Below are 11,927 nucleotides of genomic sequence, written 5' to 3'. Positions count from 1 at the left end.
GCAGATTTGAACGCTGCTTGCAGCGGCCTCGCAGAGGCGAGGCCTATGGACGGGCCGAGTAGTGATGGCAGCCAACGCACATGCAGTTTGAAGTAGTATGACGGATATAAAACCAACTGTCCTACATCGTCCGGTGGCATCCTGTGCCGGGATAGAAAGACAGATTCTAGCGGGTGAGGTTATGCTCAGACTTCGTTATAATGCCAATGAAAATCGGAAGCCGTCATAAAGGAAAAGCAATGACAATGCATGAGCTTGAAGTACAGTTTCTTAATGCAATGAGTGAGTTGCAGTCAACTTTTGAGAAGCAGCATCAGACATGGCAGGCAAGCTACAATGCATTGCAACATGAACTGGAGCAGTCAAAAGCACGGGAAACAGCATTGCGTGCTAAAAATGATATGTTGCTTAGAAAACTTAATACTGCCAATACCTTACCAGAACAACATTCATTAGTTAGGCAGATTAAAGTGTTAGGTGCACATCTTGATGCTCTGGCGAAAGATGCTGCCGCTTTCAATCATCATCTGAATAATCAGCAAAAAAATAGCGATAATTTCAGTGGCGATAACCCTTAAACACTTCGTTGACTTTATCTACTCAGGCGATTTAACAGCCAGATAATTTTACGTTGTCAATTACACCTTTTATGGCGCAAAGAAACATTCAATGACGTGGATAATTATTGCTGTTTTGATCGTGGTTTTTATTGTCGGCTACCGTGTGTTGACATCAGATACCCGTAAAGCGGTGGATACACTGGCCAATTTACTGAAGATAAAACCGATTTACATTGAATCCATGTTGCAAGAGATGGGGCAACGTCAGACACAAATGTTTATCCGCTCCACCAGCAATGGCTATGCCGAGGATGTGAGAAAGGCGGCTTATCTGGTCTTTATTTACCAAACCTTTATCAAAGACTCTTCCGATGAAAATGTGATGCAATGGCGCAATACGCTGATTCGCTCACATATATCCCCAATGCTAACGGCCGAACATACCGAAGCGGCTTTGTTCTATTTCGCAGAACTGGATTTAGATGCCTTTGAATTGGCGCAATTCCGCCGACAATATAATATGCAGTTTAATCAGGAAGCTGACGCCGTATTGCATTGATTCTGGCGCTACGGCGCGGTGACATTTATTGTGCCAAGGCGAGCTGGTTTTACGGGTACATACTGTTTAGATAGCGCAATAACATTTCTCTTGAGCTAAAACCGTGGGCAATACCGTAGCGGTCATCAGCGTCACCGGCCAGATAGAGCGGAAACTCCACATACTTATCACTGATACGAATAGTTGCCGTGGGTGTGGCAAACAACAAGCTTTTATCTTTATGCGCTGGGTGAATAACCAATGCTGTCCTGCCCATTCGGGCTTCACGGTTAACATAAACGTAATGCTCCGCTTTACGATAACCGTAAGCCTGATCAACCGTATAATCCCGATCAAAACCGGCATTCTCCAGGACCTTAGCCACTTCATCTGGCCGTAAATACATTTATTTCCCCTCTTTTTGACTACTATTGAGCGACCTTACCGTAATAAATAAGGGAAACCACGTATTTATTGGCTCAAAACGACTATTTCGGAATAGTCTACACACCATTTTCATCTCATCAGCGTTGTTTCTACTCGACTGGCACGTTAATAATCCGTTGCTGGCGTGGTAGCATCGCACGCCAAAACCGCCACAAAAAGAGGCTGGCTGAGTTACGGATAATAAAATCTTATTCAGCCCCCAGTGAGGGCTTGTTTTCACGCCATTGCGATGGGGTAGTGCCCTTAACTCGCATAAACTCGCGATTAAAATTTGATTTAGTCTGGAACCCCGCCTCTAGCATAATATCGATCACTGGCAACTCCGTACGCATCAATAGCATCGCGGCATGATCGACCCGCAACTGATTAACGTATCGCGAAACATTTTGCCCCGTTTGCTGATTAATGGCCTGAGACACTTTGCGCGGGGCAACGCCAACTTTGCGCGCCAACGTTGATAAGTTGAGTTGACTCTCCAGATACAGATTATTTTTCTTTAAGGTCAATAAGATGACAGAGAAAAGCGCCTCCAGCGATTCAGCTAATGGCTTATCATCCGTTACCGCCAACTCAGCCGGCAGCGCAGCAATCGGCTCTTCACGATGTGCGCTGGTCGCCAGGGTGTAGCACATTGTTAACGTAATCAAAAGGTTGCTGAAGCTGGCTATTAACCCAGCCTGATTTCCGGCAAAAAATGCATAGTCAGCACTGATAATGATATCGCCCACCCCCGACCCAATCAGCAAGATAGCCATCAGAAGCCATAACCGGTAGCTAAGCCAAATTTTTTCCACAGAGATCTGTTGCAAACGATCCTCACCAGGGCGCAAGTAAACCAGCACCGCAAGGCCATAAGATAAATAACTGATAATGACCATTGCATCGAGCCACTGTGGCGCGATCCAGAGACAAATTGCCGTACCGATAGGGCCTAAAGCATGTATCCCAGACGGCCAAATACCCGCCCTCCTCTCCCCGGTTGTACGAAGGAGTGCTAAATAGGTCAGCGGGGGGATAGTCATAGCGACGATAGGTTGTAAGCCATTAAACAGGGCAAGATGATAGCCATAGCGCAAGCCAATCAACCCGCTTTGTAATGCACAAACCAGCAATAGCAGCAGTAAGAATCCTCTCTGCTTACCGGATTTAATCAAATGATAAAACAAACCAATACATAAAATTGATAACAGAAAAGAGACGGGGATCAGTGGCATAACCCTTGCCTTAACAAGTGGATATCGTGAATAACGATTTTGTAGTGTAGACAGCCAGATAAGCGAAAACAAGCAGGTCCAGGGACTGGATCATGATCGAGGTCGCGGCTAAATGCCCTTCCCTCTAAGCTGACAAAGAACTCAATCAGTCAGGATATTAAATCATGAAAAATGCTGTGCTGTGCTTCTGTTTTTTGCTGTTTTTCCCGATGGTCAGTTATGGCTGGCAAACAGCGGTTACTCACATTTCATTCAATGACACTCAACGCCAGCGCCAACTTGATAGCTTAATTTATTATCCAACAGCGAAACAGGGAACAACGGCCCTACTGGGTGATAGTGCCATCTTCAACGGTATCTCGGTTTTACCTGATGCCCCCCTTGCCACAGGCCAATTTCCATTGATTGTCCTCAGCCACGGCAGTGGTGGCAACAATACCAGTATGGCGTGGTTGGCAGATAAGCTGGTGCAGCAAGGTATGGTGGTAGTCGCAGCCAATCATCCAGGCAGTACCACTGGTAACTCTATACCGGCCAAATCAGCACAGCTATGGTTACAAACTGAAGATATCTCTTTTATTATTAGCACATTACTGTCTGATTCGCGCTGGAAGTCGGTACTGGATAATCAGCCTATTGGGGTAATTGGCCATTCGAAAGGGGGTTATAGTGCTATTGCGGCATTGGGTGCAACGCTTTCATTTCCACGTTTCATTGCCGGCTGCCAACAGCAGCCCGAACAAGTCAACTGCCAGTTTTATACCCGTGCGGAGGTAAAATTAAAGGCACTTCCAGTGCGGAAAATTGAAGGAAATTATGCTGATAAACGTTTACGTTTTGCGGTCGCTTTAGATCCCGGCATGGTGCCTTTTTATCAAAACAGTAGTCTGTTTCATTTAACAGCCCCACTGCTTCTGATTAATGCTCACTATTTTATCTCACCGAATATGGCACTAAATCTGGGCGGGAGTGAGTGGATAAAGCGGCTTAATCCGCCAGGTATAACCACAATAACCTTAGCCCACAGCGGACATTTCGATTTTCTGCCAACATGTAAACCGACAGCCCGCGCAGTTCTGGCTCAGGAAGGCGAAGACTTTATCTGTGCGACGTCAGTGACGGAAAGAGAAAAGTTACATCAGCAAACGGTTCAACAGATTGTTGAGTTCCTGCATCAACAACATATTTTGCACTGATATTTCAATATAATAATGGTGACGCACAAGCCATCCAAACTGTGCGAGGCTAAATAAAGGTGTCGGTAAGAAACAGCACACAGGCAAGTGATACACCACATAGGGTCATCACACTGAAAATCAGCTCGAACAGATAACGATTGATCATGATGGTTAGCCTATAAAAAAAGACACCCGGCGTTAACCGGGTGTCTGGAATTGGCTAGACTGTGCGGTACGGAGTGCCCGCATTCCGGCATAATTATGCTGCTGGCGCTGTCGCTGATTTTTTAACGGCTTTATGGTGTTTTTTAGCGGCTTGGGCTTTCTGAGCTGGCTGAGCTGGCGCTTTTTTCACGTGTTTTTTAGCGGCCTGTGCTTTTTGAGCAGGTGCTTTTTTCACATGTTTTTTAGCAGACTGTGCTTTTTGTTCTGTGGTTTGTTTGGTTGCTTTATGTTTTTTATGGTGAGTTGCTTTAGCTGGTGCTGCATTTTCTGCGGCAGGCGCAGCAGTAGTGCTGGTTGCAGCTGGTGCTGCTGTAGCGGCCGCAGTAGTTTCAGCAGCGAAAGCAACAGAAGACAGACCCATGGTTGCAGCAACGATCAGCGCTAATACTTTTTTCATTTTAAAATCCTCAGAGTTTGTTTCGCTAAGCCCCCGGTGGGGCCGTTGAAAGAATCATAGAGGAATCAATTTTTCCTTTCCGTGAGTCATTGGTTTCGCTAAGTAACCAAATGTACAAAGTAATAGTGATTATTATTTACGCCATACATTATGAATCACGCTATTTAAAAGCAGCCCTGTTCGGGAGGCATGGTGGTTAATTATCCCCTCGCCTTCGGATTAGTCCTGAAGCGCATGTCACATCGACGTGATGGACTATGCTTAATGTTCATCAGGCAAAACGGAGAGTCAAATGTTCAAGAAATCAGAAAAAATTGAAAGAGATCTCAATCAGGACGTGACCCTTCTGGCAGATACTCTTGACGATGTATTGCGTTCATCAGGTGAGAAAACCAAAGAGGAACTGACCAAAGTGCGCCACAATGCCGAAGGTGTATTACGTGATGCGCGAGCGCATTTCAACGGTTCGACCAGCCTAAAACAGCATGCCCGAGATGTTGCAGGTAACGCAGATGACTACATCCGCGACAAACCATGGCAAGGTGTCGGGATTGGTGCTGCGGTCGGCATCGTACTGGGTGTGCTGTTAGCACGCCGTTAAAAATAATCGGATAGCCGATAAACCGCCGGTATTTTATCCCCCCTCATTGCTGTGTCTACTTATAGGGATGACGATATCTGGCAGTTTGGTTAATCGGTGGCCCCAGTGATAATAGATGCACTGCGGGCCAATTCTCTTACCCGGTAAATAGCGGTTATTAACCAGACGTAGGGTTATTAAGCAGACATAGGGTTATTAAGCAGACATAGAAGTAATAACTTTGGCCAATAGGGCCACCAGCCGATCAGTTTCTGCCACAGAAGTGAGATTAGTAAATCCCATCAACAATCCATTTCCACCGGTTGCCTGGCTCGTTTCTGCCAACGCCCAATCTGATAGCGCCTGAACCGCTAACCCTTGCTGCCGCGCCCGTATTGCTACGGCATAATCAGCAAAACCCTTATCCAATCGCGCCAGTAATTGTATCCCTCCAGCTTGCTGTTCAACCTCAACAACGCCTGCCAACTGCCGCCTCAGACTTGTCGATAGCATCTCACGCCGTTCGGCATATAAATGACGCATACGTTTCAGATGGCGATAAAAATGCCCCTGATTGATAAACTCCGCCACACTGGCCTGTATCAGTGGTGGGCTGGTACAAATGCGTAACTGGCATCGCTGATTAAATAGTGCCACCCGTTGTGCTGGAACGACCAGATAAGCCAGCCTCAGTGCCGGAAACATCACTTTGCTGAAGGTACCGGCATAGAGCACCCGCCCCTGCCGGTCCAACGTTTTCAGCGGTGGCAGTGGCCGCCCTTGATACCGAAACTCACTGTCATAGTCATCTTCAATAATCCATGCATGCTGCTGATCGGCCCAATCCAACAGGGCAATACGTCGTGCCAGACTGAGCGCCACCCCTAACGGGCTTTGATGGGCTGGGGTGACGATGGCAAAACGTGCCTGGGGGCAGTCGTTAATTGCCGCACCGACATCCATTCCGTCCTGATCAACTGCGACCGGGTGTGGAATAAGCCCAGCTTCGCGAATCAGTTGCCGTGTCACAGGATAGCCTGGGTCCTCCAACCAGCCACGATCGCCCGGTTGCAGTAAGGTACTGATCACCAGATCCAGCAATGACTGATAGCCTGAGCAAATAAAAACTTGTTCAGGCTGGCAACTCACCCCGCGTGATAACTGTAAGTAATGTGCTATTGCTTCGCGCAATAACCCAAGCCCGGTAGCGGGGGGATGTCCAAGGGATGATGCGGTGAGATTATGTAACTGTTTGGCCATGATTCGCCCCCATTGCGCTCGGGGGAAAGCGTCCAGCGCCGGTAATCCTAGCTCGAAGGGCCGAGCCACCGGACTAACCGTTGAGACTTTATTCACCACAACAGGTTGCGCACTCTGAGTTAATGGCAGCAAAGGGGCATCACGTAACTGAGCTGAAACGTAAGTCCCACTCTGCCCACGACTTTGCAAATACCCCTCGGCAATTAATTGACCATAGGCATTTTCCACCGTACCTCGTGCCACCCCCACTTCACTGGCTAGCACCCGAATCGAGGGTAACCGCGAGTCAGGCAGCAATACCCCTTGCACGATGGCATCTTTAATACGCTGATAAAGCTGACGGTAGACCGGCTCGTTTTGTCGGCTATCCAGGCTCAGAAGATGTGAAAAACCCCTCATCATGACCCACTAAAATAAGTAATTTATGGCTCTATAGTATAGGTCATCACCGCGCTAGAGTAGCGCCATACTCTACGGTACCTCACAGGAACATATCATGGTTGCACAACGTCTTTATTTTTCCGAACTTTCACCTACAACCTATAAAGCACTGGTTAATGCGTCTCTCTCATTAGATAAGAGTTCGTTACCCAAAGCATTGATAGAAATGATTTTTATGCGGGTATCACAAATCAACGGCTGTGCATTCTGCTTGAATATGCACGGTAAATTCTTGCGTGAGAACGGTTTTGATAATGCCAAAATGGATGTGATAGCTGGCTGGCGTCTCAGTAATGCATTTACTGAAGCAGAAAGAGCAGCATTAGACTGGGCAGAAGCGGTGACTTACATCACCACCAGTGGCACACCTGATAATATCTTCGACGCCTTAAAAGTACATTTTACCGATGCTGAAATTTCCGATTTAACTTTTGCTATCAGTATCATGAATGCCTTTAACCGCTTAGCCGTCAGCCTGCGCCAGTAAATCATCTTGCCCGCAACAACTCCGCAATAGAAATATTTTTATCCTCCTTATTATTACTAAATCTACCGCCAGCCCCGTGCTGGCGGCCCTGTCGCTGAACAATGCATGAATTCTCAATAAATAACTACATGTAGTGTGGTTGAATTAAATAAACACTAGATATAGTATTTGTTTTATCACCTACGGAAATGAAACCGCAGTTGATTATCAGAGGCAGGTCGTCGCGGCACCTTAACAACCTGACTAATCCGCCTTTCCTCATTACAAAAGGTAAATGCGAATCATGAGTATTATTATTTACAGTAAACCTGATTGTGTCCAGTGCAATGCCACTTACCGAGCATTCGACAAACAAGGAATAGCCTATCAGGTCATTGATTTAACATCAGATTTACAAGCATTAAATCATGTGAAATCTCTTGGTTATCAGCAGGTGCCAGTGATTGTTGCCGGCAATGAACATTGGTCCGGCTTCCGCCCTGACAAAATTAACGCACTGGTTCAGGCCGTCAGTGCCTGATGGGGGGACAAGATGAATCCGCTGGTCTATTTTTCCAGCTCGTCGGAGAACACTCACCGTTTTGTCGGGAAGCTGGAACTCCCGGCAATACGTATCCCTATTGCCGGTGCCCGTAAAACACCGCAGATCGAGCAGCCCTATATTTTGTTAGTACCCAGTTATGGTGGTGGCAGCCCGATAGGAGCAGTACCGATTCAGGTGATCCGTTTTCTAAATGATCCACACAACCGTTCATTGATTCGCGGCGTTATTGCTGCGGGTAACACTAATTTTGGCGACGCCTATTGTCTGGCAGGGAAAATCATCTCCCAAAAATGTCAGGTTCCTTACCTGTATCGTTTTGAACTACTGGGTACAGCAGAAGATGTGGCTAACGTGCGCAAGGGAGTAACTGAATTTTGGCAACGACAGAACTGAATATCACTGATCCATCCAGTAGCGAGCTTGACTATCACTCACTGAATGCGATGCTAAACCTCTATGATGCTGATGGACGTATCCAGTTTGACAAAGACCGGTTGGCGGCACGTCAATATTACTTGCAACACGTCAATCAAAACACCGTGTTCTTCCACAATTTGCAAGAAAAACTCGATTATCTGGTCGAAGAAGGATATTACGAGAAAGAGGTGCTGGCTCAGTACGATTTCAGCTTTATCAAAAGCTTATTCCAGCAGGCCTATAGCAAAAAATTTCGTTTTCCCACTTTCCTTGGCGCCTTTAAATATTACACCAGCTATACCCTGAAAACCTTTGATGGCAAACGTTATCTGGAACGCTACGAAGACCGTGTTTGCATGGTGGCGCTAACACTGGCAGCAGGTGACCCGACACTGGCGCAAGAACTGGTAGAAGAGATAATCTCTGGTCGATTCCAACCGGCCACCCCGACCTTCCTCAATTGTGGTAAAAAACAGCGTGGTGAGCTTGTCTCCTGCTTCTTGTTACGCATTGAAGATAATATGGAATCAATTGGCCGCTCTATTAACTCAGCGCTGCAATTGTCTAAACGTGGTGGCGGGGTCGCTTTCCTACTAAGTAATATTCGTGAAGTCGGTGCGCCAATCAAACGGATTGAAAACCAATCCTCCGGCGTCATCCCTATCATGAAAATGCTGGAAGATGCCTTTTCTTATGCTAACCAGTTGGGCGCACGGCAAGGTGCGGGGGCGGTATATCTCCATGCCCATCATCCCGATATTTTACGTTTTCTGGATACCAAACGCGAAAACGCCGATGAAAAAGTTCGTATAAAAACCCTCTCATTGGGTGTGGTTATCCCGGATATTACCTTTGAGCTGGCGAAGAATAACGAAGAAATGTACCTGTTCTCTCCTTACGATGTAGAACAGGTTTACGGTTTACCGATGTCAGAAATCAGCATCAGCGAAAAATACCGCGAGATGGTCAATGACAAGCGCATCCATAAAAGCAAAATCAAGGCACGCGAGTTCTTCCAGATTCTAGCCGAGATCCAGTTTGAATCCGGCTATCCCTACATGATGTTTGAGGACACGGTTAATCGCGCCAATCCGATTAAAGGTCGAATCAATATGAGTAACCTGTGCTCAGAAATTTTGCAGGTTAATTCACCAACCGAATACAACGACGATCTTAGCTATCGCCATATCGGTAAAGATATCTCTTGTAACCTTGGTTCGATGAATATCGCGCATACCATGGATTCACCAGACTTTGGTAAATCGATTGAAACCGCTATTCGTGGGCTGACTGCCGTCTCCGATATGAGCAATATCCGCTCAGTACCCTCTATCGAGAAAGGTAATCAAGAATCCCATGCCATTGGCCTGGGGCAGATGAATTTGCACGGTTATCTGGCCCGCGAGCATATTTTCTACGGCTCTGAAGAGGCGCTCGATTTTACTAATATCTACTTTTATAGCGTGGTATATCACGCCATCCGCGCCTCGAACCAACTGGCAATAGAACGAGGCCACCACTTTAAAGGCTTTGATCAGTCAGATTATGCCTCGGGCACTTATTTCACAAAATATGTCGAGCAGAGCTGGCTGCCTAAAACCGCCAAAGTACAGGCACTATTTGCTCAGGCCGCTATTGTACTGCCCGATCAGCAAGATTGGGCCGCGTTACGCCAGTCAGTGATGGAACACGGTATTTATAACCAGAACTTGCAGGCGGTGCCGCCTACCGGTTCTATTTCCTATATCAATCATTCGACATCGAGCATTCACCCGATTGTCTCACCGATTGAGATTCGCAAAGAAGGCAAGATTGGCCGAGTCTATTATCCCGCACCTTACATGACTAACGATAACCTTGAATATTATCAGGATGCTTACCAGATAGGGCCGGAGAAAATCATTGATACCTACGCTGAGGCAACACAGCATGTCGATCAAGGGCTATCACTGACCCTGTTCTTCCGTGATACCGCCAGTACCCGCGATATTAATAAAGCGCAAATTTATGCCTGGAAGAAAGGGATTAAGACCATTTATTACATCCGGCTGCGTCAGATGGCGCTCGAAGGCACTGAAGTCGAAGGTTGTGTTTCTTGCTCGCTGTAATTCGCGGCACTGAATGAATAAAAATGGTTGATAAGGAAAATGATATGAACGCAGTAAAACCGATAACACACGTCAGTGCCATTAACTGGAATAAGATTGAAGACGATAAAGACCTGGAAGTATGGAACCGCCTGACAGCTAATTTCTGGTTGCCGGAAAAAGTCCCACTATCAAATGACATTCCCTCTTGGGCAACGCTGACACCTAATGAACAACAGCTTACGATTCGGGTTTTTACCGGCCTGACACTGCTGGATACTATTCAGAATACATTGGGTGCGCCGGCTCTGATTAAAGATGCCATTACCCCCCATGAGGAAGCGGTATTCTCGAATATCAGCTTTATGGAAGCGGTCCATGCTCGCTCTTATAGCTCTATTTTTTCTACTCTTTGCATGACATCTGATGTGGACGATGCCTATCGCTGGAGTGAAGAGAATGGCCCACTACAAAATAAAGCCAATATTATCTTACAGCACTATCATAATGATGACCCACTGAAGAAAAAGATAGCCAGTGTATTTCTGGAATCATTTTTATTCTATTCCGGTTTCTATTTACCGATGTATTGGTCCAGCCGGGCAAAATTAACCAACACTGCCGATCTTATTCGATTAATCATCCGTGACGAGGCAGTACATGGTTATTATATCGGCTACAAATTTCAGAAAGGGTTGGAGAAAGTCGACAATAGTCGCCGCCAGGAAATAAAGAACTTTGCCTTCGATCTGCTGCAAGACTTATATGACAATGAGGTGCGTTACACCGAGGACCTGTATGATAAGGTTGGCTGGACCGAAGATGTCAAAAAGTTCCTTCATTATAATGCCAATAAAGCATTAATGAATTTAGGTTATGAAGCCTTATTCCCCGCCAGTCAAGCAGCAGTCAGTCCGGCCATTCTGGCGGCATTATCACCAAATGCAGACGAGAATCACGATTTCTTCTCCGGTTCTGGCTCCTCTTATGTGATTGGCAAGGCAGTCAACACCGAAGACGAAGATTGGGATTTTTAAGCGTTCCCTATCGGTGCCCCACCCTCACTTTTATGGCATAAAAATGAGGCGATCCACATCCACTGGCAGCCGCAGCAAGGCTGCCCTCTATTTGGTGATGATTTAATGCCTCAGTCACCTTGTAAACTCACCACCACATATCCGCTATATTTACCTACGCAATGAACAGAACCACAACTAAAAACTGAAATTATTACCTGACTACTAATTTAGGCGCAGGCCAGTATATCAGGGGGATTCAGCATGTCTCTTGTGACGATAAAAATGTCATATCAGCATGATGACGGATGCTCAAACCGAAGGCTGACCACAAGAAAAATCGAGGGAATATAATCAATAACAGTATACTCAATAGAATGAATATATATGGACAATATTCACGCTATTAACTGGCTAATTATAGCCCACTCAGCATATCAATATTAAGCAAGATGTGAACATCAAAAAACCACAATATTAACGTATATAAATTAACAGATTAAAAAGATATATACTGAGATAAGGACTATTGCAAT

The 11,927-nt window shown here is 46.1% G+C and carries 13 protein-coding genes; 9 read left to right on the top strand and 4 right to left on the bottom strand.

Features of this window, described 5'->3' with window-relative positions; all coding sequences use genetic code 11:
- Nucleotides 1–239 precede the first annotated feature (239 nt).
- Both V1952_RS15625 and V1952_RS15620 read left to right on the top strand, forming a co-directional pair.
- Nucleotides 240–578, top strand: coding sequence for an MbeD/MobD family mobilization/exclusion protein (locus tag V1952_RS15625; RefSeq protein ID WP_420075074.1), 339 nt, complete (start codon nucleotides 240–242; stop codon nucleotides 576–578).
- 91 nt (nucleotides 579–669) lie between these two features.
- Nucleotides 670–1,119: a DUF1198 domain-containing protein gene (locus V1952_RS15620; RefSeq protein WP_083163035.1), complete on the top strand. Its 450-nt coding sequence runs from the start codon at nucleotides 670–672 to the stop codon at nucleotides 1,117–1,119.
- A gap of 49 nt (nucleotides 1,120–1,168) precedes the next feature.
- Here the strand turns inward: V1952_RS15620 and V1952_RS15615 are convergent, their stop codons facing one another.
- Both V1952_RS15615 and V1952_RS15610 read right to left on the bottom strand, forming a co-directional pair.
- Nucleotides 1,169–1,504: a DUF2002 family protein gene (locus V1952_RS15615; RefSeq protein WP_372559724.1), complete on the bottom strand. Its 336-nt coding sequence runs from the start codon at nucleotides 1,502–1,504 to the stop codon at nucleotides 1,169–1,171.
- Between the two features lie 229 nt (nucleotides 1,505–1,733).
- The gene (locus V1952_RS15610) at nucleotides 1,734–2,759 is read right to left on the bottom strand and encodes a helix-turn-helix domain-containing protein (RefSeq protein ID WP_420075073.1); all 1,026 of its coding nucleotides are present in this window, start codon (nucleotides 2,757–2,759) and stop codon (nucleotides 1,734–1,736) included.
- Between the two features lie 164 nt (nucleotides 2,760–2,923).
- Between V1952_RS15610 and V1952_RS15605 the strand changes: the two genes are divergently transcribed.
- Nucleotides 2,924–3,955 (top strand): alpha/beta hydrolase family protein, encoded by a 1,032-nt coding sequence (locus V1952_RS15605; protein ID WP_420075072.1) that lies wholly within the window; start codon nucleotides 2,924–2,926, stop codon nucleotides 3,953–3,955.
- Nucleotides 3,956–4,196: 241 nt separating this feature from the next.
- On the opposite strand, the gene asr is transcribed toward V1952_RS15605, so the two are convergent.
- Nucleotides 4,197–4,559 carry an acid resistance repetitive basic protein Asr gene (gene asr / locus V1952_RS15600; protein WP_083163029.1) on the bottom strand — a complete coding sequence of 121 codons (363 nt, stop codon included), beginning with the start codon at nucleotides 4,557–4,559 and terminating at the stop codon, nucleotides 4,197–4,199.
- 292 nt (nucleotides 4,560–4,851) lie between these two features.
- On the opposite strand from asr, the gene V1952_RS15595 reads away from it, so the two are divergent.
- Nucleotides 4,852–5,160, top strand: coding sequence for a DUF883 family protein (locus tag V1952_RS15595; RefSeq protein WP_420075071.1), 309 nt, complete (start codon nucleotides 4,852–4,854; stop codon nucleotides 5,158–5,160).
- Between the two features lie 195 nt (nucleotides 5,161–5,355).
- On the opposite strand, the gene V1952_RS15590 is transcribed toward V1952_RS15595, so the two are convergent.
- The gene (locus V1952_RS15590) at nucleotides 5,356–6,801 is read right to left on the bottom strand and encodes a PLP-dependent aminotransferase family protein (protein ID WP_420075070.1); all 1,446 of its coding nucleotides are present in this window, start codon (nucleotides 6,799–6,801) and stop codon (nucleotides 5,356–5,358) included.
- A 94-nt stretch (nucleotides 6,802–6,895) separates the two neighbouring features.
- Here V1952_RS15590 and V1952_RS15585 point away from each other — a divergent pair, with 94 nt between their 5' ends.
- The 5 genes from V1952_RS15585 (at nucleotide 6,896) to nrdF (ending at nucleotide 11,412) form a co-directional block, all read left to right on the top strand.
- Complete coding sequence (locus V1952_RS15585) at nucleotides 6,896–7,327, top strand: carboxymuconolactone decarboxylase family protein (RefSeq protein ID WP_420071025.1); 432 nt, start codon at nucleotides 6,896–6,898, stop codon at nucleotides 7,325–7,327.
- Nucleotides 7,328–7,610: 283 nt separating this feature from the next.
- A complete protein-coding gene (nrdH, locus tag V1952_RS15580; protein WP_420075069.1) occupies nucleotides 7,611–7,847 on the top strand; it encodes a glutaredoxin-like protein NrdH in 237 nt (78 codons plus the stop codon).
- Between the two features lie 12 nt (nucleotides 7,848–7,859).
- Nucleotides 7,860–8,264, top strand: a complete 405-nt coding sequence (nrdI, locus tag V1952_RS15575) for a class Ib ribonucleoside-diphosphate reductase assembly flavoprotein NrdI (RefSeq protein WP_372559730.1) — start codon at nucleotides 7,860–7,862, stop codon at nucleotides 8,262–8,264.
- Nucleotides 8,246–10,396 (top strand): class 1b ribonucleoside-diphosphate reductase subunit alpha, encoded by a 2,151-nt coding sequence (gene nrdE, locus V1952_RS15570; protein ID WP_420075068.1) that lies wholly within the window; start codon nucleotides 8,246–8,248, stop codon nucleotides 10,394–10,396. Before nrdI ends, nrdE begins: the two co-directional genes overlap by 19 nt.
- 44 nt (nucleotides 10,397–10,440) lie before the next feature.
- Nucleotides 10,441–11,412, top strand: a complete 972-nt coding sequence (gene nrdF, locus V1952_RS15565) for a class 1b ribonucleoside-diphosphate reductase subunit beta (protein WP_372559732.1) — start codon at nucleotides 10,441–10,443, stop codon at nucleotides 11,410–11,412.
- Nucleotides 11,413–11,927: the final 515 nt, after the last annotated feature.

Origin of the sequence: Yersinia sp. 2542 StPb PI (assembly GCF_048593855.1) — a bacterium.
Lineage (GTDB): Bacteria > Pseudomonadota > Gammaproteobacteria > Enterobacterales > Enterobacteriaceae > Yersinia > Yersinia enterocolitica_E.
This window is presented reverse-complemented; position numbering and strand designations above follow the sequence as displayed.